The 23,593-nt window shown below is 47.6% G+C and carries 15 protein-coding genes and 1 pseudogene; 3 read left to right on the top strand and 13 right to left on the bottom strand.

The genetic code is table 11. From position 1 onward, the window contains the following. Positions 1 to 269 precede the first annotated feature (269 nt). The 3 genes and pseudogenes from B3Z75_RS00130 to B3Z75_RS00120 form a co-directional block, all read left to right on the top strand. Positions 270 to 1,349: pseudogene (locus tag B3Z75_RS00130) on the top strand (glycoside hydrolase family 88/105 protein); the annotation flags it as partial. A gap of 11 nt (positions 1,350 to 1,360) precedes the next feature. Next, on the top strand, positions 1,361 to 3,067 hold the full coding sequence (locus B3Z75_RS00125) for a glycoside hydrolase family 28 protein (RefSeq protein WP_414702831.1): 1,707 nt from the start codon (positions 1,361 to 1,363) through the stop codon (positions 3,065 to 3,067). A 63-nt stretch (positions 3,068 to 3,130) separates the two neighbouring features. Beyond that, entirely contained in the window at positions 3,131 to 4,450 is a 1,320-nt protein-coding gene (locus B3Z75_RS00120; protein WP_294066305.1) for a rhamnogalacturonidase, read from the top strand. A gap of 29 nt (positions 4,451 to 4,479) precedes the next feature. Here the strand turns inward: B3Z75_RS00120 and B3Z75_RS00115 are convergent, their stop codons facing one another. The 13 genes from B3Z75_RS00115 to xyl3A all read right to left on the bottom strand — a co-directional run bounded on the left by B3Z75_RS00115 (position 4,480) and on the right by xyl3A (position 23,375). Continuing rightward, positions 4,480 to 5,286, bottom strand: a complete 807-nt coding sequence (locus B3Z75_RS00115; RefSeq protein ID WP_294066302.1) for a ThuA domain-containing protein — start codon at positions 5,284 to 5,286, stop codon at positions 4,480 to 4,482. A gap of 92 nt (positions 5,287 to 5,378) precedes the next feature. Continuing rightward, positions 5,379 to 6,743, bottom strand: coding sequence for a Gfo/Idh/MocA family protein (locus B3Z75_RS00110; protein WP_294066299.1), 1,365 nt, complete (start codon positions 6,741 to 6,743; stop codon positions 5,379 to 5,381). Positions 6,744 to 6,771: 28 nt separating this feature from the next. Next, positions 6,772 to 7,938 (bottom strand): Gfo/Idh/MocA family protein, encoded by a 1,167-nt coding sequence (locus B3Z75_RS00105; protein WP_294066296.1) that lies wholly within the window; start codon positions 7,936 to 7,938, stop codon positions 6,772 to 6,774. Between the two features lie 23 nt (positions 7,939 to 7,961). Further along, the gene (locus tag B3Z75_RS00100; RefSeq protein WP_294066293.1) at positions 7,962 to 8,966 is read right to left on the bottom strand and encodes a sugar phosphate isomerase/epimerase family protein; all 1,005 of its coding nucleotides are present in this window, start codon (positions 8,964 to 8,966) and stop codon (positions 7,962 to 7,964) included. A 51-nt stretch (positions 8,967 to 9,017) separates the two neighbouring features. Continuing rightward, complete coding sequence (locus B3Z75_RS00095; protein ID WP_294066388.1) at positions 9,018 to 10,646, bottom strand: glycoside hydrolase 43 family protein; 1,629 nt, start codon at positions 10,644 to 10,646, stop codon at positions 9,018 to 9,020. Between the two features lie 106 nt (positions 10,647 to 10,752). Continuing rightward, positions 10,753 to 12,123, bottom strand: coding sequence for a Gfo/Idh/MocA family oxidoreductase (locus tag B3Z75_RS00090; protein WP_294066290.1), 1,371 nt, complete (start codon positions 12,121 to 12,123; stop codon positions 10,753 to 10,755). 34 nt (positions 12,124 to 12,157) lie between these two features. Further along, positions 12,158 to 13,120: a PmoA family protein gene (locus B3Z75_RS00085; RefSeq protein ID WP_294066287.1), complete on the bottom strand. Its 963-nt coding sequence runs from the start codon at positions 13,118 to 13,120 to the stop codon at positions 12,158 to 12,160. After that, the gene (locus tag B3Z75_RS14225; protein WP_294066284.1) at positions 13,113 to 15,461 is read right to left on the bottom strand and encodes a pectinesterase family protein; all 2,349 of its coding nucleotides are present in this window, start codon (positions 15,459 to 15,461) and stop codon (positions 13,113 to 13,115) included. The genes B3Z75_RS00085 and B3Z75_RS14225 overlap by 8 nt, the downstream gene beginning before the upstream one ends. Positions 15,462 to 15,484: 23 nt before the next feature. Next, entirely contained in the window at positions 15,485 to 16,666 is a 1,182-nt protein-coding gene (locus B3Z75_RS00075; protein ID WP_294066282.1) for a glycoside hydrolase family 88/105 protein, read from the bottom strand. A gap of 9 nt (positions 16,667 to 16,675) precedes the next feature. After that, the gene (locus B3Z75_RS00070) at positions 16,676 to 17,458 is read right to left on the bottom strand and encodes a rhamnogalacturonan acetylesterase (RefSeq protein ID WP_294066279.1); all 783 of its coding nucleotides are present in this window, start codon (positions 17,456 to 17,458) and stop codon (positions 16,676 to 16,678) included. Positions 17,459 to 17,486: 28 nt separating this feature from the next. Then, positions 17,487 to 19,160 (bottom strand): glycoside hydrolase family 28 protein, encoded by a 1,674-nt coding sequence (locus tag B3Z75_RS00065; protein WP_294066276.1) that lies wholly within the window; start codon positions 19,158 to 19,160, stop codon positions 17,487 to 17,489. 203 nt (positions 19,161 to 19,363) lie between these two features. Further along, positions 19,364 to 20,764: a D-xylose transporter XylE gene (gene xylE / locus B3Z75_RS00060; RefSeq protein ID WP_294066273.1), complete on the bottom strand. Its 1,401-nt coding sequence runs from the start codon at positions 20,762 to 20,764 to the stop codon at positions 19,364 to 19,366. A 16-nt stretch (positions 20,765 to 20,780) separates the two neighbouring features. After that, complete coding sequence (gene xyl3A / locus B3Z75_RS00055; protein ID WP_294066269.1) at positions 20,781 to 23,375, bottom strand: xylan 1,4-beta-xylosidase; 2,595 nt, start codon at positions 23,373 to 23,375, stop codon at positions 20,781 to 20,783. Between the last annotated feature and the right edge of the window lie 218 nt (positions 23,376 to 23,593).

Below are 23,593 nucleotides of genomic sequence, written 5' to 3'. Positions count from 1 at the left end.
CTTCGACGATGAGGTGCCCGTGGAGGAAGTTTACGGTCGATCCATCGATGGGGGGGCCGGCATCATACTGGATCTGCCGCTGGATAAAAATAAGGAGCTGGAGGACATTGTCTTAAAGACCATTGCCAACGAGGTGGTCATCGGACTGATGTCGGTCACGCTCGTAAGATAAACCTTTCACCATAACATTTATGTATAAAATAACATCATTCTGTTTAATGGCCCTGCTGATGGTACAGGGCACAATAGCCCAGTCGACGGCTGTCCGATTTGCCGATTCGGAGATGAAACGTGCTCCACAGGCCTGGCAGCTGGATCATGGTAAACGACTCTATTTCGGTTACGCACAAGGGGTGGGTACGATGGCGATGCTGAAAGTATGGAGAGAGACCGGCGACCGCAAGTATCTCGATTATGTGATTGAGTGGGCCGATACCCTGATCAATGATCGGGGCGAGATTCATCTCTACAAGGTGGAGACCTACAATATCGACTACATAAACTCCGGGAAGGTGCTCTTCGAGGTTTACCGACAGACGGGCAATGAGAAGTACAGGCTGGCCATGGACCGACTGGTAGATCAGATGAAAGTGCATCCCCGCACACACGAAGGGGCTTTCTGGCATAAGCTGATTTATCCCCATCAGATCTGGCTCGACGGGCTCTACATGGGGGCACCCTTCCTGGCTGAATATGCCGTTACCTTCGACCGGCCGGAACTCATCGATGATGTGATGAATCAGTTCCTGATCTGCGCCAGGCACACCTACGACGAAACTACCGGACTTTATTATCATGCCTGGGACGAAAGCAAGAGGCAACAATGGGCCAACAAGGAGACCGGACAGTCGCCCAACTTCTGGGGGCGCAGCATTGGCTGGTGGTTCATGGCACTGGTGGATGCATTGGATTATATACCGGCAGCACATCCGCAACGTTCCGAACTGATCCGCATGATCGGGGGACTGGCCGAGACATTGCCACGCTACCAGGATGTATCGGGCCTCTGGTACCAGGTGCTGGACCAGGGGGACAGGGCGGGAAACTATCTGGAAGCATCGGTCTCGTCCATGTTTATGTATTCGCTCGCAAAAGCAACGAACAAAGGATATATTAATGAAAAATTCCGCGCAGTGGCGGAGAAAGCCTATGAGGGACTGATGAACAGGCTCATCACCGAACACGAAGACGGTACGCTATCTCTTACCCAGTGCTGTTCTGTGGGCGGGCTGGGAGGGAATCCCTATCGCGACGGAAGCTTTGAATATTATATCAGTGAAAAGATCAGAGACAACGATGCCAAGGCCACCGGCCCCTTTATCATGGGATGTCTCGAATTGAAAAAATAACGTTTGATTTTATGCATACATTTTCAAGATTCTCCTTTTTTCTGTTTGCCCTGATGCTGATCACATCTTGTAAGGATGGCTCAGGACAGGATTCACCCTATGGTTATCTGTATGAAAACCTGCCGTTTGAGATGCCACTGCTCTCACCTCCCATATTCCCCGACTATAGTGTCTCCGTGACCGAATTCGGGGGCAGAGGTGATGGTACATCTCTGAATACCGGTGCCTTTGCCAAGGCAATGGACCATCTCTCCTCCCGGGGGGGAGGGAGGCTGGTAGTGCCCGCAGGTGTCTGGTTCACAGGGCCCATTGTGTTACAGAGCAACATCAACCTGCACCTGGAGGATCGATCAATCATACTCTTTTCTCCCGACAAGGATCTGTATCCGCTGGTAGAAACATCGTTCGAAGGGTTGGACACCCGACGCTGTCAGTCTCCTATCTGGGGTAAAGATCTGCAGAACATTGCCATCACCGGCAGTGGGACCATCGATGGCAATGGCCATTACTGGCGTCCGTTGAAGAGGGATAAGGTGACAGAGAGAGAGTGGAATCAGGCAACCTCACAAGGTGGAGTCTTTAAACGAGACGACTACTGGATGCCTTCTGCCGCCTATCTGCATGGTGATACCACCAGCGAGATGAATGTACCCCGTAACCTGCAATCGGAAGAGGAATGGCTTGCCTTAAGGGATTTTCTGCGCCCTGTGATGATAAGCTTTCAGAACTGCAGGAATGTGTATCTGCAGGGGGTAATTTTTCAGAACTCCCCCGCCTGGAATATCCATCCGCTGATGTGCGAGAATGTGATCATCGACGGCATCCAGGTGCGCAATCCCTCTTACGCACAGAACGGCGACGGCGTCGACCTGGAGTCCTGCCGGAACAGCCTGATCGTGAACAGCACCTTCGATGTGGGAGATGATGGTATCTGTGTCAAATCGGGAAAAGATGAGGATGGAAGACGGCGCAACATGCCTACCGAGAACCTGATTGTGGACAACTGTACCGTTTTCAAGGGACATGGAGGCTTTGTCGTGGGCAGCGAGATGTCGGGAGGTGTGAGGAATGTCTCCGTCTCCAACTGCCAGTTCCTGGGTACGGATGTAGGCCTCCGTTTCAAAAGTCGCAGGGGGCGAGGCGGCGTGGTGGAAAACATCTACATCTCCAATATCAGCATGTTCGATATTGCGACAGAGCCTTTGTTGTTCAACCTCTATTATGGTGGTAAGTCGGCTGTGGAATCATTCGACGACGGCGATCAGGCGCCCCAGGAAGAGCTATTGCTTCCGGTAGATGAGACGACGCCGGCTTTTCGGAACATTTTCGTGGAAAAAGTTACCTGCCGGAATGCACGCAGGGCTATGTACTTCCATGGCTTGCCAGAACAAAATATCGAGAATATCCACATCGAGGGGTTTGTGGTGCATGCCCGGGAAGGTGCAGAATTGATTGATTCCGAAGAGATCATGCTGAAGGGCATTCAAATTTATACCGAATCAGGAGCAGCCTTGAAACTGAACAATGTGCGTAACCTGACCGTTGAAAACCTGGTGGCCGACTCGCTGGTCGAAACCATCTATCAGATCAGGGGAGGCAAGACCGAAAAGATTGTACTCATGGGTTCTCACGACAGTGAGCAGGTTGATCTGGGCAGTGAGGTGGGGGATGATGCAGTTTCTTTCGTATCGCAACGCTTAGTCGAAAACGGTCAATAGATCATTCTTCCTATTGCTGCAGGGTGACATCATTCAAAAATTATTACGACAAAAGATACAAATATGAAGTTCAAAAAAACAATTCTGATTTTGATTTGCACTTTGACGAGTGTCCCTTTTTTCGCGAACGATCGGTTTCCCGACGGAACAGTGATCCCCGACTGGTTCACGAACTTCGAAAAGGTAAAGATTGAGAAGCTGGGTAAGATCTATCGGATCACCGACTATGGCGTGGTGAACGACAGTACCCTTCTTCAGACAGAGCGGATACAGGCCGTCATCGACAGGGCTCACGTGAACGGAGGAGGAGTGATCAGTTTCCCAAAGGGCGTGTTCCTCAGCGGCGCTCTTTTCTTCAGGCAGAATACCCATCTCCATCTGGAGGAGGATGCAGTGTTGAAGGGGAGCGACGATATCAGCAACTTCCCCATTCTGCCTACCCGCATAGAGGGGAGAAGCATCGACTATTTTGCAGCACTGGTGAATGCCGACAACCTCGATGGTTTTACCATCTCCGGCAAGGGAACCATTGATGGCAACGGGCTGCGTTACTGGAAATCATTCTGGCTACGCAGGAAGTTTAACCCACAATGTACCAATCTGGACGAGATGCGTCCACGATTGGTTTTCATTTCGAACAGTAAGAATGTACATCTCACCGGCGTGCGGCTGATCAACTCTCCATTCTGGACTACTCATCTCTACAAAAGTGAAAATGTAAGACTTTCCGGACTAACGATTTTCGCTCCCAGGGAACCAGTGAAAGCGCCCAGTTCTGATGCCGTGGACATTGACGTATGTACCAATGTGCATATTACTGGTTGTAAAATTTCGGTCAACGATGATGCCATCGCTCTCAAGGGAGGAAAGGGCCCCCATGCCGATAAGGACCCAAATAACGGAGCCAATCGCAACATCATCATTGAAGATTGCACCTTTGGCTTCTGCCATGGTGTGCTCACCTGCGGTAGTGAGTCCATTCACAACCGCAACATCATTGTCCGTCGTTTACAAGTGGACCAGGCAGTCAGGCTTCTCTGGCTGAAGATGCGTCCCGATACTCCACAAAATTACGAATATATTCTTGTGGAAAATATCACCGGGAACGCAAACAGTTTCCTTTATATCAAGCCCTGGACCCAGTTTTTTGATCTGCAGGGAGAAGAGACCATCCCGCTTTCCTACTCCAGCAATATCACTATGCGTGACATCTCCCTGGAGTGTAACGTGTTTTTCGATGTCGCCGAATCGGATCAGTATATCCTGTCTGATTTCACCTTTGAAAACCTGCAAATCAAAACAAAAAAGGATGATATTCCCCAAGGTTTTATCCGAAATCTAGCACTGAAGAATATTACGATAAACGGCCGGAAGCGTTTCTGACGAGAAAAACAAGATAGTAGAGAAAGGGGTCATTTATAGGCAGGGCTTACCCATGCCTCGGATCCCTTTTCTTTGCTTTCTGCTGCCCATCGTATGCCCCGTTTCATGATCTCCAGCGCTTCGGGCACCTCGAAATCTTTTGCCACGTGCCCCAGAGAGGAATAAAATACGCGTCCGTTTCCGAATGACTTTTTCCATACCACCGGTATGATAGCACCTTCAATCCATGAGTTGTGGTCGCCTGAAAAACGGGTAGTCGCAAGAACCTTCACATTGGGATCAACATGCATATAGTATTGTTCAGAGCTCATGACAAAATCGCTTAATCCTGTGGTAACAGGATCATCATTTGTTGTGATATTTACCGTATAGGGTATGATATTTCCCGGATGGGCAACCCACTGCCCTCCCACCATATACTGAAATTCCACATTGTTGCGAAACGAGTCTCCTGTGCCACCGTGCCATCCGGCCAGCCCGGCCCCCCCCTTTACTGCTTTCAACAAGGCTTTCTCCTGCTCCTGCGATATCTCACCCTGGGTCCAATGTTGAATGATCAAATCAACCTCATTCATTAACGCGGAGTCGGTGTAACATGTAAGTTCGTCGAACACAAAGACCTCGGCTCCTTCAGCTTCTAGCCAGGGGACAAAGATATCACGGCACTGTTTTGGTTCATGTCCCTGCCAACCACCATATACGTACAACACCTTTTTGCCCTGTAGTGTTTTATTGCCGCTCTCAATGTTGTGGGACGGTTTATTTGCACCGGTACAACCCGCAATGCTTGTCATAATACCTAAAAAGAAAGATAAAAATTGTTTGTTGATTCTCATGATTGATTGCTTTTAGATTCTCTTCCTGAATATTTTCATACGAGTCAGCCCGTTCAGGCATGCCCGTATGAAAATTCTTTATGATCTGATCTTTACATGGGTGCCTTGGGATCTTTTCCCGGCACGGGTACCACTCCTTCCTGATAATCGGGCAGGGGGCCCATCTCATAGGTTTCCGGTCCGTAGCGGAGCGTGGAAGACATGATCTCATCCCAGCCAATTTCTTTGCCCGTATAGGCAGCTTCCCTTCCCAGTATCGCGACCATGTTGGAGTAGGCCAGGTCTTCGGCCTGATTTATTTTTTTGTTAAGCCGGACCGATTCGACCAGGTGGATATGTTCCTGGTTATAGGGATTCTGCACGGGTTTGTTCTCATAATCGTATTCCCACAACAGATTCCCGTTCCAATCCAGTATCCTTATCTCTCCCCGGTCGTTCAGCTGCGCAATCCCTTTTGTACCCAGGATCTGTTCCGATACATTCCCATCACATCCGTCGATCTGGCGGGCTGTGTGCAACATCCTTTTATTGTTGTTATAATAATAATCCACACTGAAGAAATCGAAGATGTCGCCGGTCAATCTTCGCGCTCTGCCACCGAAACCGACAGCTTTCAGCGGCTTGTCGCCCATAAACCAGGTGACCACATCAATATTATGGATTCCCTGGTCGAGGATGTGATCCCCGCTCAGCCATTTTATATTAAACCAATTACGGATACAATATTCCATATCACTCCACTCAGGGCGTTTGGATTTGTTCCACCAGGCACCCTGATCCCAATGGGAGGTGGTGGATACAATGTCTCCGATGATTCCGTTTCTTACTTCAATGTATGCTTCCCAATAGTCGCGGCGATGCCTGCGCTGGTTCCCGGTCACCACGGTCAATCCTTTGCCCGTAGCCACCTTAGAGGCTGCTATCACCGTGCGTATGCCTACAGGATCCACCGCACACGGCTTCTCCATGAAGATATGCTTGCCGGCCTCTACCGCGGCTTTAAAGTGTTCCGGACGGAAATGGGTCGGCGTACACAATAAAACAATATCGATATCCGGCATTTCCATGATCTTCTGATAGGCATCAAATCCCAAAAAGCAATTGCTGTCGGCCACGTTGTTGTCGAACTTTTCAGAGAGGACCTTCCGGCAATTTCCCATTCTGTCGGGAAACAGATCGGCCAAGGCAATGATGGATACATTCGGTCCCGACTCCAGAAATTGGGAGGCAGCTCCGGTGCCCCGGTCGCCACATCCGATGAGCGCTGCCTTTAACGGCTCTCCATCGGGAGCAATATCGACAAAGGAAAACATACCCAGCTCTTCGGGCGTAACCCTTTTGTCCGACTTTTTCTCTTCCCTGTTGCAAGATGTGAGGAGAGCTTGTGTGGACCCAACTCCCATCGGAACGGTCACGCCAAGCAGTGCAGATTTTGCAATAAAATTACGTCTTTTCATGATTATTGTGATTGTTGTATTGCGTTTTTCATTCGACCCATTTTACCCATTTTTGGCCATCGCTCCAGCCTGACTTAACCACTGTTTCGATAAATTGCATGCCTCTTACCCCGTCGTTAACATTTGGAAAATCAAGCATATTTTCCGTAGGAATTTCCCCCTTTTGGCGGGTCATCACGGTGAGTGCAAAGTTACGGTAAATGTTGGCAAATGCTTCGATAAATCCTTCAGGATGCCCTGCGGGGGTACGTGTATTCCAAAGCGCATCGGTCCCGAGATAACCGTTATTTCCTATGCGCACGATCTCTTCCGGTTTGTTTCCCTGCAGTATGCGCAATTCGTTCGGATTTTCCTGAACCCATTGCATCCCTCCTTTTTCACCATATACGCGTATATTCACCTTGTTGGCTTCTCCAATGGCGATCTGGCTGGCAGAAAGCAGGGCTTTTACTCCCTGCTCCATACGCATGAAAGCTGTTCCGTCATCGTCTATCCTTCGCCCGGGTACAAAGGTATTCAGCTCGGCACAAATTTCTTCAACCTTTAGTCCCGTGACATATTCACACAGATGCCAGGCATGCGTTCCTATGTCCCCCATGCATCCTGCTTTTCCCGACAACCCGGGATCAGTTCGCCATCCGGCATTATTCCCTTCCTGTAACTCTATGCGATCGGAGAGCCATCCTTGCGGATACTCCACATAGACACGTCTTATTTTGCCCAGATTTCCGGCAGCTATTCTGGCTTTCATCTCCTTTACCGCGGGGTATCCGGTATAAACGTGCGTCAGGGCCAAAACCAATCCTGTTTCCTTTACCTTTTTCTGAAGCTTTACGGCCTCCTCAAGAGAAAAAGTCATGGGCTTATCCAAAACCACGTGAATGCCTCGCTCCAACGCCATCATGGCCGGTTCGTAATGATATTTATTGGGTGTCACGATGGCCACAATATTCATTCGTTCCTCTTCGGGTAGCTTCATTTCACGTTCAAACATCTCTTGATATGAGCTGTAAATGCGGTTTTCAGGAAGAAAATAAGCACGTCCCGAATCAAGGGATCTCCCGGGATCGGAACTAAAACAACCACACACCAGTTCAATCATGTTTTCCATCAATGCCGCACGCAGGTGGATGGCACCGATAAACCCTGTCTTACCACCACCAACCATGCCCATTCTCAATTTTCCGGTTTTCATATTTTTATACAATTATTTTGTTTTCAAGAGCCATCGGCGTCTTTCGCAAAGAAAGCATCAAAAGCATGTGCAGAAGGCAGGAAGTCCATCCGCTTGGTATATTCACAAGACTCCCGGGCACCCTGTTCACGATCCATGGCACTATCTTCCCACTCAATTGAAAGTGGTCCCGTGTAGTTTATCGCGTTCAACGCACGGATGATCTCCTCAAAGTTAATTTTCCCTCTGCCCACACTTCGGAAGTTCCAGAATCGGCGAGGGTCGCCAAACGGCAGGTGTCCGCCAAAGACGCCGACCTGTTTTGGCGTGTCGCTCCAGTAGACATCTTTCATATGCACACGAAAAATACGATCGGGAAATTCATAAATAAAATTCACATAATCTACACCTTGGTATCCCAAATGGCTCGGATCGTAATTAAATCCGAAGGCAGGATGATGATTTACCGCTTCCAACGCCCTGCGGGCTGAAAAGGTGTCGAAGGCAATCTCGGTGGGATGTACTTCCAGTGCAAAGCGTACGCCCAATTTCTCAAATTCATCCAAAACCGGCCCAAACCGGCGTGCGAACTCCTTGTAACCATCTTCAATCATTGATTCAGGAACAGGAGGGAAAGCATAGAGTAAATGCCAGATAGGACTGCCGGTGAATCCGACGACGGTATCTACTCCCAGCGATTTTGCTGCTTTCGCCGTTAAAATCAACTCCTCCGCTGCGCGTAGCCTTACTCCTTCGGGCTTGCCGTCTCCCCATATATAATCGGGAAGAATCCCTTTGTGTCTTTCATCGATCCGGTCACATACAGCCTGCCCCACGAGGTGAGAAGAAATTGTCCGAAGTCTCAGCCCGTATTTTGCCAATTGATCTTTAATGCTTTGATAATAATCCGGGTTCTGATTTCGTACATCAAGATGATCCGGCAGTCCGATCTCTATACCGTCATAACCGAATTCTTTTGCTTTTTTACAAACATCTTCCAGCGATAAATCTCCCCATTGAAGCGAGTAAAGAGTGACCAGTCGTGACATATTTATCAGATTTTAAAGTTGAATAATAATCATTTGTGCTCAGGGCGCTGCTCACTCCATTGTAAACCAGTCGAGTGAAACCATGCCTCCATCATTGTTACTCACGGGCCTTGTACAGAACACACCCACTTTTGCACCGATCCATTTTCCCTCCCTTGCCTGAAACAACTTCCCAAGAACGGAGTAAGTGTTGCCATCTTTGCTGTAGCTGAAGAGGCATTTGGCGTCGGGGGTGACTTTTACACGAAGGTAAAGCGAGGATTCATTCAAAGCGACACTTTCGTTTACAGCCTCTTTTGAACCTTTGTCGGCATTGATACACTCGTTTTGAGAGAGAATAAATCCCTCGTTTGTTTTCTCGAGCGATAGCAATCCATAATCCATGCCCATAACCACCAGCCCTGTGCGCTCCCCGCTGATGGCTGCTGAGGGCAGGAATGTGAGTTTAACCGTTGCCGTAAATTCGTTGGAAGGGAATTTTTGCAACAACAGGTTCGGTGTATTCCACAAATTTAAATAATTTTCTGATATAGGCACAGAATAAAGGTGTAATTTTTTTGATTTCGCATCCGCAAAATACCACCAATCCATTGGGTTGGCGTGCCACTGCCACTGCAGACCCGGCTCTCCGGCTTCGAATGAGTCACTTTCCGCAGGAGTTGCTATTGGAAACGAACCGTTAATTTTTGGTTTACGGTAGGTTTTGACCGGTTCGCCACAGCCGTCGTTGTCGCGGTCCAGTCCAATTACCGGCCAGTCGTTTTTCCATACCATCGGCTGCAGGTGAACAATACGTCCAAAAGGGCCGACATCCTGAAAATGATAAAACCAATGTTCGCCGTCAGGCGTGTCCACCCAGGCTCCCTGATGCGGCCCGTTCACCTCAGTATTTCCTTGCGCCAGCACTACTTTCCGGTCGTAGGGGCCATACACACTTTTTGAACGTAACACGGTTTGCCATCCTGTTGCTACACCGCCGGCAGGAGCAAAAATATAGTAGTATCCGTTTCTTTTGTAGAATTTTGGCCCTTCAATAGTCGGGTCTGCTTCATGTCCGTCGTACACAATTCTACCGGGCGTGATCACCTTCGTGCCCTCCTCATTCATTTCAGCGATGTTCAACACGCTTTTTATGCCAGCACGGCTTCCGGCATAAGCGTATACCAGATAGGCTTTACCATCGTCATCCCACAGCGGGGTAGAGTCAATCAATCCTTTCCCTGCTTTTACCAGTACAGGATCGCTCCATTTTCCACGTGGATCTGCGGTCTTCAGCATATATATTCCAAAATCGGGATCGCCGTAGTAAATATAAAACTCACCGTTGTGGTAGCGGATGGAAGGTGCCCATACCCCATTCCCGTGCATCGGTGATGAAAAAAGCGCATCGGGCGTCAGTCGCTGAAGAGCGTGATTAATTAGCTGCCAGTTTACCATATCTCTGGAATGCAGAATCGGCAATCCCGGCACACAATTGAAACTCGATGCGGTCATGTAGTAGTCATCGCCCACACGGCACACGTCCGGGTCAGAATAATCGGCATAAAGGATAGGGTTCTGATAGTTCCCATTTCCTAAGTCGGCAATCCAGGTTTTGGAAAGCTGCCTCTGCGGTAACATCGGAAAGATGTTTACTGTTAGTAATAAGATAAGGATTGTCGTTTTGTTCAGCATTTTTATTCAATTTTGTTTCTTTTGCTATCTCATTTAAATAAGCTTCTTTCTGATTGTATACCGTGTTCAGGAGGCTATTGGCATCGTTTCATTCTACTTAGTGCATCTTCCCCTAAGCTTTCTTCTCCTGGGGTTTGATGGAGGTAAGGTCTTTGATATAGACCGTTTCTTTCGTTGAGATACTCTTCCTGGCAGCGATTCCCACCAGACAGGCCAACGCACCGTCTCTCACTCCAGCAGCCTGTTTTAGCAGATCGGGCGTATTGGGTATAAATACCTGATCTTTCAGAAGCTTGTCGCCTCCTCCATGTCCGCTACCCTGAGGAATTTGTATGTATTCTCTTTTTCCGAAATTTTTGGCGATAACAATCTCGTCGTAGTTCACGTCGGACGTGGGATTCGATTCCTGGATCCAGGCATCCATCCTTCCTTTCGTGCCATTGAAGGCAATTCTGTATCCTTCATAGGGGGAATAGGTTGTCAGTGAGTATGCTACCTGAACCCCATTCTTATATTTGATGGTAGCAGCCATTTTGTCGTAGATGTTCACATCATTTCTGAACACGCAGCCATCGCGATGATAGCCGTCATATTTTTCATTATCCACATACAACCTTTTGAGCCTTTGGTCTTTCGTAATATCCCAGTAGAAGTTACACTCTTTTGTGTGAGGACAACTTCTGCAGTTGTCTGCCCTGAAAGGGCCGTTTTTTCCGTAAAATTCCAAATCACCCAATGCATATACGCTTTCAGGATCACTTTGAATCCACCAGTTCAGCAGGTCGAAATGATGACTGGCTTTGTGTACCCATAATGATCCTCCTTTTTCCACGAGCCTGTGCCATCTTCTGAAATAATCTGCCCCGTGTGAAGTGTCAAGATACCAGTGGAAATCGACAGAAGTCAGGTCACCTATCTCGCCGGAACGCAGTATCTCCCACATTTTTGCACGATGAGGAGAGTATCGGTAGTTGAAGGTGACGCGGCAACTTTTGCCTGTTCTCTTTTCGGCATCGATAATGGTCTGAATTTTTTTCTCGTCAATCGCCATGGGTTTTTCGCAGATAATATCGGCACCCATCTCCATCCCTTTTTCAATAAAATAATCGTGTGTATTATCGTCGGTGGTTACGATGAGCACCTCTGGTTTTACCTCGCGCATCATTTGTTCAAAATCGGTGTAGGTAGGACAATTTGCCCCAATCATTTGGCTGCCTGTCTCGAGCCTTCCCGGATTATGATCGCACAGGCCCACATACTCCACAAAGTTGGAGTAATCTTTTACCACGCTACCTCCCCACATACCTGTACCTCTGTTTCCGAGTCCGACGACAGCCACTTTGGTTTTAGCCGCATTTTGCCTGATAGCGGAGGTGTTCCCTGCAAGAATCTGTGATTTAGGGTCCACAAGGGTTGTTCCGGCGATAGCTCCGGAGACAGCCAGGAATTTTCTTCTCGACATTGAATGTAGTTTGTTGTTCATTTTTATATCAATTGTAAGGTGAATATTCAGGATATTATTGCCGATTGAATTGATGCATCATGCTATTAATTTCTTCATCGCTCATGTCGCCGCCGATGATCAGCTTGTGTGTAAAAGTGATGTTCTCTCCGGGTTGTAATTTAATCTCTATGGGTCCCGATGATTTGTCCATTGCTTCACCCGCCAGGTTGTTCATTGAAAAAAGTCCGTAACCACGAGCGTGTGGCCATCCCGGATAGTTGGGGTTTTGTGCATGGTCCAGTATAACGATGGTAATTATTTCACCCTCTTTATCGGCACGCAATGCCACCCAGGGTGTTCTTTTACCCCACACTCCTGCTTCGCCGGTTGCTCCCTGCCGATTCCGGTAGGTGCCGTTCCCTTCCTCAAACGACTTGTCAACCCGCAGCGCAATCAATCCTTCCTTGTTGCTCCTGAGTGTAACCTCCTGCATGGCCGTTAATCGGGTCTCTCTCTCAATAAACCGGTATTCGTTTTTTATGCCGCTGAAAATATAGGTCGTTTCTTCCGACAGGAGCGTGTCACCCTGAAAATTTATCCAGGATGAAAGTGTCTTCAACTTTCCTTTCGTGGGATCTGCAAGCAGGATGGTGTCCAGCAGGACAGAGCCGTAGTGTATCTTTTTGTCCGGGGCGATGGCCGATGAGTTATTCCAGAAGTCTATCCCGTTCACATCGCCAAAGTTAAACCATAATCCCACATGATGAGGATGGTCGGTTCTCTCAAAGGGCCTGGGCTCGAGAGGGTACCCTCTGGTGATGAATTTTCCCGAAGGCGTTTTGATGGGGAACAAACATGGTTTCTCAAGAGTATCCGAATAGATCAATGAGGTAAAATAGAGGTCGTTGAGGATGATGTCTATTTTGTAGTTTTCCGTGTCATGCTTAAACGTAACGATCGCATTCCGCGTTGTGGAGCAACCGGAAAAAACTATCCATAGAGATAGAACAATGTAGAAAACGCTCTTTTTATTCATTATTCATTTGTAGTGCAATAGTTATTTTCTTATAAAACTTTCCCATCACGTTTTTCAGTGTAATGTCTTGTGCTTCCCCGGTTGTCAGTGGTTTCATCCAGTCTACCCGTTGTGTGGTACTGCTGCCTTTGCCTGTGTTGTTGTATTCGGCGTATCGGGCGGTCTGTTCATTTTCGGGTTTGCCCCAATTGTGCCAACCCGACGGATTAATTTCACCGGGAAGTTCACAGTTCATGAACAGTGTCATGGCATAGGGCCGCCAGGGTCGCCCCAGATAAACCGAGGCGACATCATCGGCTACCGTTATCCTGCAGCGATTGAAGATATACCCGAATTCAACCTCTTCTGGTGTACTTGCAGCAGTAATATAGGAGTTTTTCTTGCAACGGATGTCGCACTTTTCGAACCATGCAGTGGAGGGCCCGAAGATGAAATCGGTCGTACCTTCAATATAGCAATGATAAAAAAAGAGCCGTGCATTTTCTCCTCCGGTATAAAGGGTATCCTGGTTTCCAAGCAGCCTGCAGTTTATCAGGATAATCCGCTCCCCTTCGGTATGCAATGCCACGGCCTGGGCTACCATGGGAGCATTGTTCTCGATGGTGATATTTTCCAGGATGATATCATCGCCTCTGATCTGCATTGTATATGTCCTGAACGTGCCCATATTGTTGATCAGGGCGTGGTCGTTGTTTGAAATGATCGTTTTCTCCCTGTTCTCTCCCACAATTTTGAGGTCGCGGACATAGTCGGGAACGACGATCTTCTCATAGTAAATACCTTCCCTGACAAAGATGGTGGTTGAATAGTCCGGATCGAAGGCCCGAACCGCATCAATAGCCTCCTGTATAGTGCTGAAGTCGCCATCTCCTCCTTTATCCACGACAAATTGTTTCGGTTGTTTCGTCTTTGGATTTGTACAGCTCTTCTGTCCAATCCCGTTGCTTATGACGGGAATCAAGTGTGACACCAGGCTATTGAGGTACACTTCCAGATAGGTGTATCCTTCGCTATCCAGATCATTTGCCTCTTTCCCGGGGAAGTTTTTTTCCAGCCATCCGTCGGGGATGCCGTCAGCATTTTTATCTTTGTACATGTTGTAAGTGTTGTACTCAGGCCACCCTCCCACATCCTCCTGGCTGTCGATCAGTCCTTTGGAACTGCCGGCTGAGCCTTCAAAGGTGTATGATCCACTTCTTACATTTGCCACATAACGCTCATCATGCCTGTCTCTTACCAGGGAGCAACCCCCATAGGCAAGTACTTTTTCAAATGCTTCCTGTGCAACATCCGTGGCTACCGGTGTAAACGGGAACGTTTTTTCGGCAAGAACATCGTTCAGGACCACTTCCGGGGCAAACTTCTGAAATGAGCTACCCAGCTCAACTCCCAGGCTGTTCTCCTTTGATACTTTGCAGTTTCCTTCCAGATAGTTTCCCTCCAGATAGAAATGGCCATGGATCCCTTTGGGCTGCTTGTTTTCTCCGTTGTCCGCATCGGGGTTGATCAATCTTTTTCCGGTGCTGCCGCCTGAGGCGGGACCGGGTTTGTAATAGTTGTTGATGAGATTGTAGCTTCCCCCTTCTCCGGCATAAATGTTGTTTGCACCCCAGTTATAGAGTACATTGTTTCTGAAATCCACCCTTTCCAGGTCAGGTTTGCTGGAATAGCGGCTTCCGCAAAAACGTGGGTTGCGGCTGTCGTTATGAGCAATCAGGTTGTGATGGAACGATGCGTTATGCCCTCCCCATATACCTCCATATCCATGTTTTCCCTTGGAGTGCACCGAGTTGCGCAGGCTCTCCGTGATGAAACACCATTGCATGGTGAAGTTTCTGTTGTCGTAAAAAGAGGAGTTCTCATCCACGCCCCAACTCATGCTGCAATGGTCGACGATGATGTTTTCATGTCCGATGCCTGAGAGAGCATCCACGGCTCGCCCGGCTTTATCACCGAGGCGGAATCGGAGAAAACGGATGACTACGTTGTCCGCGCTGACCACTGTCTCGTAGTCGCTGATGCAGATACCGTCGCCGGGTGCCGACTGTCCCGCGATGGTAAGATCTCCGTTGTTGATCTTTAACGGGCTTTTAAGGCGTATCTGTCCCGATACCCTGAAGAGGATTGTGCGGGAGCCCTTTTGCCTGATGGCCCATCGCAGGGTGCCCTCCTCTTCCGAGTCGTCGAGCGAGGTGACATAGAGCACTTTCCCTCCCCTGCCTCCGGACACGTACTTTCCCGCACCTTCTGCTCCCGGAAAGGCAGGCGTCTGTGCCGATGCACCTGTTGAAATCCAGAGTAGTAAAAGCATGCATTGCAGGGATACCAGTTTTAAACTCATAAGACAAAGATTATCATTTTCTTTTACTTGTCCAACAAAATACTCGCCATAATGAAGGGTCCCACTGCTTTCGGATCGTCGTCTCTCACCGGCTCCGAGATATAGTATTCGAAGCTGCCGTCGCGGTATTTTTTCTCACCCCCAAGGCCGGCTACTGAACATACGTCGGTCACGGAAATGGTGCCGTCGGTATTCTCCCTGATAAACTGTTTTACGAACAGATCATAAGCCGCTTTCCCTTTTTCGGCAAATGCTTCGGGAAGATACCCTTTTTGTGCTCCTTTCACCCAGGTATAGATAAACATGATGGAACCGGACGATTCCAGGTAGTTGCCCTCTCTGCTGCCCTGATCGGTCACCTGATACCACATGCCTGTTTCGGGATCACGAAATTTTTCCACCGTTGTGGAGATTTTATTCAGGATGGCGATGATTTCCTTCCTTTGCGGATGATCCGCGGGCATGAAATCCAGCACATCCACGAGGGCCATCATATACCAGCCGATGCTTCTTGACCAGAAGTTGGGCGATTTCCCGGTCACAGGGTCAGCCCATCGCTGCTCGCGGCTTTCGTCCCAACCATGATAGAGCAGTCCGGTCTTTTCGTCGATCAGGTCGTCGTAGGCCGTTGTAAGCTGCAACGCCACCTCATCGAAAAGTGCGGGTTCATCGAAGGTTTTGCCATATTCTGCCAGGAAAGGGGAAGCCATGTATAATCCGTCCAGCCACACTTGATGGGGGTAGATCTGCTTATGCCAGAAGCCCCCGTTGGAGATGCGCGGGTGTGTCTCCATCTGGCTTCTGAGTAGCTGCAGCGCTTTCAGATATTTTGGATTTTGGGTTTTCTTGTAGATGGGGAACAATATCTTCCCGGGATTGACGTGATCAATGTTGTACCGCTCCAAAATGTAGGTTTTGATGGTTCCGTCTTCGTTCACCATGGTGTCGGCATAGTTTTCGGCGTAGGCATAATATTTCTCATCGCCGGTCTTTTCAGACACCTGGATCATCGCCTGCATCTCCAGTCCGTGTGTGTAGTTCCACTTAATATCTTTTGAAAAATCGACCATCCAGCTTTCCGGATTACGTTTCATCTCCGAATTGGCCATTCTCACATAATTGGGTTCCCCGCTGGTCGTCGCTTTTTGCGTGCAGCCTGAGAGAACGGCTAAGATTGTCAATAACAGTATCAATCCTTTTTTCATTTTCAATAATTATTTAATTAAACAGGTTAATTCTTTTATCTGTTGCTTTTTGACTTCCTCAATAAAAAATGCAGCCACTTCCTTTGCCCCTTTTTCGTTGAAGTGTGTGTTATCGTCCAATCCGTCTGGATGCAGGCGGCTTACACCGGGAGGAAGTTTGTGAAAGAACACTTTTGAACCTTCCACGCCGGCCTGTTGCAGCCATGCTGATGTGATCTTTTCCATGTCAACCAACGGTACCTTCTCCTGTGTTGCTACAGAACGGATGATATCGGGATAGTCTCCGTGCGTGGGTACCAGTTTCCCGTTTTCATCAAATTTCCGGCGGGCGACAGCAGTACAGAGAACAGGATATGCACCTTTGGCCTTCACTTCGTTTACAAATGCGACGAAATTCAACCGGAATTGTACCGGGTTGGTATAGCTTTTTTTTGTGATCACTTCATCGTTATGTCCGAACTGGAGGACGACAATATCGCCTGGCGCCGTATTGTTGATGAGCTCCGTCCACAATCCCTCTTCGACAAAGGTGCGTGTACTTCTTCCATTGCGGGCATAGTTAACTACCTTTCCCTTTTCCGAGATCAGCTCAGGCAGCAGCTGACCCCATCCTCTTTCGTGGTTGATTTCCTCGAATGCCTCTCCCGTTAGGGTATCCCTCCCGCTTTTGAACAACGGCTTGTCGGCCATGGTAGAATCGCCCGCCATGAGGATCTTCACCGGTTCGCGTGAGGAACTTATCAGAGAGACCGACAGCAACAGGAATACTGGCAAAAGCAATTTTGAATTCATCAGATCTGAATTTAATCGTTGTAGTTGTTTATTTGAAAATGACCTGTTCCTTGTTCACATCCGAAGCAATGTTTACCAGCTCTTTGGGTAGTCCGGAGAGATGCACGTCGGAGGTGCTTTCTCCTGTAATTTGAGCTGCTTTGGCCGGTTCGTTTATCTCATAACCCAGGCTTTCGCCCTTGAAGTTTTTCACATTGTGGAACAGATAGGCAGGCCCTTCTTCGGGGATGACCGTCACGTTTTGAAGGATGATATCTCTTGATTCCGAAAACTCTGCACCAAAACGAGCGGTGATGAATGCATTTTCGAGATGGATGTTTTCAATGTTCATCTCCGGAAGCCCGTTAAAGAACATTGCCCTGCGGGCATTCCTCGACACCAGGTCCTTCACGTAGATGTTTTTAAAAACCGGTGTTTCTTCCGTAACCGGAAATACCGGTTCACCGGTAGGTGTTGTGTCTCCGTCGGCAAGCGCTTCCGAAGCCGATTTGCCTCCATAAAAGAGATCAAACAGGAACGAGTCGGTGGCAATATTAAACATATAAATATCGGATATGTATATATTTTCTACCACGCCTCCGCGCCCACGATTGCTTTTAAAACGCAAACCCACATCCGTTCCCAGGAACTGGCAATTTTTCACGGAGATATTTTTCACTCCCCCCGACATTTCACTGCCCACCACAAAACCGCCATGTCCCTGAAAAACCTTGCAATTTTCCACAATCACGTTCTCGGTTGGGCGACCCCGCAAACGACCCTCTTCATCTTTTCCTGATTTGATGCAGATGGCATCATCACCCACATCGAAGAGAGAGTTCACGATGATGGAATTTTTACAGGATTCCAGGTCAAGTCCGTCACCGTTTTGTGAATACCCGGGATTGCGTGAAAAAATGCCGTCGATGATCACATTTTCACACATCAGCGGGTGAATATTCCAGGCCGGTGAGTTTTCGAACAACACCCCTTGCAGGTAGACATTTTTACATTCAATGAAGCTGACCATCACCGGGCGCAGAAAATCCTTGATCTCCAGCCACTCTTCTTCCGTCATGTCTTGCCGGGGTACGTTCATGTCGCTCATCTCACTTCCTTTCAGTGCCCCTTCCGATGGAAGCCAGTAATCTCCGTTTTTAACAACGCCGCCTGATGACAGGACCTGTTTCCAGTGACTTTCGGATACTTTCCCTTTCTTCAGTGGCCTCCACGCTTCACCAGACCCGTTGATGGATCCTTCGCCGGTGATGGCAATATTTTCCAGGTTGCGACCGGAGATGGGGGACTGGCAGCGACGGGTGTTCAGTCCCTCAAAAGAGGTTTCTACCAGCGGGTAGAGATCAAAATTGGGTGAGAAAAGGATCAAGGCACCCTTTTCGAGATGCATGTTGATGTTTGAACGAAATACGATGGGCCCGGTGAACCACACTCCTTTTGGTACGACCAGCGTACCTCCTCCTTTATCGGATAAATCCTGCATTGCTTTAGCGAATGCATTCGTGTTCAGGGTGACTCCATCGGGAATGCCGTCAAAATCGAGCAGGTTTACGCTGTTCTTCGGGAAGACAGGTATTTCAACCCGTGGCATCTCAAACGGCAGATCTGTGTATAAGTATCCGTATTTATAAGGCAATGGGTCGGTGGCATTGCTGCACGACATGGTTATAAACAGGAACAGAAGCAGGTACAAATTTTGTTTCATTCGGTAATGTAAATTGAATATGTAATAGTGTAAAATTATTGTCACTTTAAAAACGGTGAAAACATAATCATGGGTCAATAAAAATCATGTATTGTGTATTCATATCTTATTATTAATTTGCAAATGCTAACGCGTCATAAAAATAATCATGATCTTTCGGTAAACAGGGTGGTAATTTGATTTTTAAGGGGTGTCATTTTGATTTACCCATTTTTCTTTCCCCATAATTTCTCCATTTCCTCCAATGATTTCCCCTTTGTTTCGGGAACCATTTTCCAGACAAAGAGTGCGGACAGGACGGCCATGAGGCCGTAAAAGCCGTAAGTCATTCCTCCGCTGAACTCCATCATGGCGGGATAGGTGGAGGAAATCAGGTAGTTGGCAAACCATTGAAAAGCCACGGCCACGGCTACAGCCTGTCCCCTGATCTTATTCGGAAAGATTTCGGAGATCAACACCCAACATATCGGCCCCCACGACATCATAAATGAGGCTGTATAGATGATGATAAACACCAGGGTGCTGATGCCGATGATGTTGTTGAATGCCAACACGGAGATGGCAAACATGCCGACTGCCATGCCGATGGAGCCGGTGATGAGCAGTGGCTTCCTGCCCCATTTATCCACGGTTAATATCGCAACAACCGTAAACAGGACGTTCACGAACCCCATGATAATGGTCTGGAGCATGGATGCATCTTTTGCCGCGCCCATACTCTCAAATATGCGCGGCGCATAATACAGCGCCACATTGATGCCGACGAACTGCTGAAAGACGGAGAGCAGGATGCCGATCAGAATCACCACTTTGCCATACGAAAATAGTTTTGCACGGCTTGTGGCCTGTCCGACTGACAATTTTATCTCCTGAAAAATGGCCTGCGATGTTCCATTGTCTGAGTAGAGCTTCTTTAACACCGACTTTGCCTCGTCGTCTTTACTTGAAAGGAGAAGGAATCTCGGCGTTTCCGGAACCAAAAATAACAAAATACCGAATAGTGCGGCAGGAATGGCTTCGGAAACGAACATATACCGCCAGCCAATATCGTTGATCCATTCGATGCTTTGCCCGTATGCAATTCCCCAATTGACAAAATAGACCACCAACATACCAAAAATGATGGCAAATTGGTTGAACGACACCAGACGTCCCCGAATATTGGCAGGTGCTATCTCGCTGATGTACATGGGGGAGACAGCCGATGCCAAACCAACGCCAACACCTCCGATAATACGGTAAAAATTGAATGTCAGCAGCAAGGCGATGGAGGGTTCACCTTTGGTGAAGAAGAACGCTTCAGGATAGCCGGAACCCAATGCGGAGACGAAAAATAACAGGGAAGCAAATATCAATGTTTTCTTACGGCCCCAATGGTTTGATAAAAGTCCAGAAATGACTCCCCCGAGGATGCATCCGATCAAAGCGCTTGAAACCGTTGCTCCGTGAATAAGTGAGTTTAATCCCAATGGTCTGATCAGATAGGCTTCAATCGATTTCTCCGCTCCGGATATCACTGCTGTATCATATCCAAAAAGCAATCCACCCAACGTGGCGACCAGGGTAATGGCAAAAATGTACGCTGTGTTGTATTGTTTTGTCATCTGTCTTTTCTGTTTTTTACTGAATAATTACATTTAGTTTTTGAAGATCCCTGCTGTGGGAACTACTGCCAACCAGAATTTCATAATTACCCGGTTGAATTTCCATTCGGGCTGCCGTTGAATTCCACCATTCAAACTGCTCTGCAGAAAACAAAATATTCACAAGTTTTGTTTCTCCTTTCGGAATATAAACCCGTTTGAATGCCCTTAATGTTTTAGCAGGTCCTTCAGAGTCATTCTCTTTTCGAAGATAAGCCTGTACTACTTCATCGCCGTCAATCTTACTCAAATTGCTCAGAGGCACAGTCACAGTTATGGCTTCTCCTACTTTTATTGATGCCTTATCTATTGTAGGTGTTCCGTATTGGAAACTGGAATAACTAAGCCCGTATCCGAAAGGAAATAGTGGCTCTTCGGTCATGTACCGGTACGTACGTCCCTTCATATGGTAATTTTCAAAGTCGGGTAGCTGGGTGATGTTTTTGTAAAAGGTTACCGGCAAACGCCCAGCAGGATTGTAGTCTCCAAAAATCACCTCAGCTACAGCTGTTCCGCCCGACTGACCGGGATACCACGCTTGCAGGATTGCTTCGCAGTTTTTAACTTCTGTCTCCATCGCTATCGGGGAGCCTGAACAGTTTACAAAAATCACCTTTTTGCCGGCATCACGAAGAGCTTGAATGAACTCTCTCTGTACTTCAGGAAGCTCGATTTCTGTGCGATCACCCCGGTTAAATCCCGGCAGGTTCACTCCCATCTCCTCACCTTCCAGAGCAGGAGAAATACCGCCGGCAAAAATTACTATTTCAGCATCTTTAATTCGTTCGATGGATTTTCCTATGTTGATATTTTCTTTATATCCCAGATCGAAATTCAGCTGCGCATCTCCCATCGTGTATCTGAAATCAATCTGAATATCGTACGACATCCCTCTTTCAACACTCATTGTATGAGACATCCTGCGTGCGCCGTGATTGGCTCTGATCCCTTTTGCCTTCACCCCGTTAATGATCAGATTAACTTCGCCGCAAGCATAAAAGTCCAGTTCTATCTCACCGTCTTCATCAGGGAGAAACGTACTTTTGTATTGAGACGAAAAATCAGTCAGGTTCACTCCCGGGGCAAAGACTGTGGCTCCGGTGGTGATGAAATTAAAAGGAGTAGTTATCTGATCTGAAGCCACCGGCTCGCCTGCTTGTTCCGGATTATTCCAATATTGAGCTGAAAAACCAGGACCGTTGTCCGATATGCAATTGCTGAAGGTACTTTTAAAAAGTGTTCTTTCCACGAGACCGCAGCCTTTCTCATAAATAAGCTCGTTCCTATTTTCCAAAGCATTTCTGATCCCTTCTAGTATTGTGATGGTTCGTTTGGGTGTCCCATTGTAATTTCCCCATTGCATCACTGAATCATTTGCATTTGGACCCATTACGGCGATCTTTTTGATGTTTTTTTTCAAAGGAAGGGCTTTGTTTTTATTCAGGAGCAATGTCATTGACTTTCTAGCTACTTCCAGAGCAAGAGAGTCATGAGAAGAAGATGCAACAACAGAATAGGGTATTTTTGTCCAGGGTACATCGGAGTGGTCATCCATTTCCCCTAATTCAAAACGGGCTTTCATCAAGCGGGTTATAGAAACATCAATATCTTCTTCCCTTATCAGTCCCTGTCTAACGCTTTCAATCAGCGATTTATAACTAGACCCACATTCCAGGTCGGTTCCAGCCAACACAGCATCTGAAGATGCTGTGGCAGCATCCGGATGTGTTTGATGTCCTTTCTCATTGTAAAAATCAGCGATTGCTCCACAATCGGAAACCACAATTCCGTTAAAACCCCATTCTTTCCGTAAGATCTCCATCAACAACTGACGGTTTCCGCAGCAGGGCTCCCCTTCGTATCTATTGTAAGCACACATCACTTCCTTTACACCAGCTTCTTTCACCAAGGCTTTGAAAGGAGGCAGATACGTTTCGTATAAATCCCGAAGTGGAATTTTTTCTGCATTAAAAGAGTGTCGATTCCACTCAGGCCCCGAGTGAACCGCAAAATGTTTTGCACATGCATGGAGTTTGTCATATTTCGAATCTCCAGGGCCTTGTAATCCTTTCACAACAGATACCCCCATAACACTGGTAAGATAAGGATCTTCTCCATAGGTCTCTATTCCCCGACCCCAGCGTGGATCCCGGAAAATATTTACAGTAGGTGTCCACATTGTTAAACCCTGATACCTTTTGTAGCTATCTTGTATAGTACTTTGTCTGTTCTTGGCCCGGGCTTCATCAGAAACAGCGGAAAACACATTGTAAACCAGATTGCTGTCAAATGTCGCTGCTATCCCAATCGGCTGCGGGAACACGGTGGCCAATCCTGATCTGGCAACACCATGCAGTGCTTCGTTCCACCAATTATAAGGTTTAATTCCAAGACGCTCCACAGGCTGAGAGGTATCGACCATCAGGCCGACTTTCTCTTCGAGTGTGAGCCTTCTGACCAGGTCTTCCGCCCGCTCCTGAGCTGTCAATGTTTTATCCTTATATCTTTCCTGTGCGTAGCTTGCAAAAATTGAAAAGAAAGCGATGATTGTAAAACTTAGAACTTTTTTCATTGTTGTTGCAGATTGTTTTTTCTCAATTATTTTCCCCATACAGGGTATTTTGCGAAAATTTTTCCAGGAGTACTGTTTTTGTGATAAATATGAAAAATGCCCATCACCAGCTAATTTGTGTGTATGACGGGCATTTTATGATACAAAACTAATTCGGCTTTGCCTTAATTCTGACTGTTACGCCATTTTGGGGCACCCACATTAAGTTGGAAAATCTT

It is taken from the genome of Proteiniphilum sp. UBA1028, from assembly GCF_002316955.1.
Lineage (GTDB): Bacteria > Bacteroidota > Bacteroidia > Bacteroidales > Dysgonomonadaceae > Proteiniphilum.
This window is presented reverse-complemented; position numbering and strand designations above follow the sequence as displayed.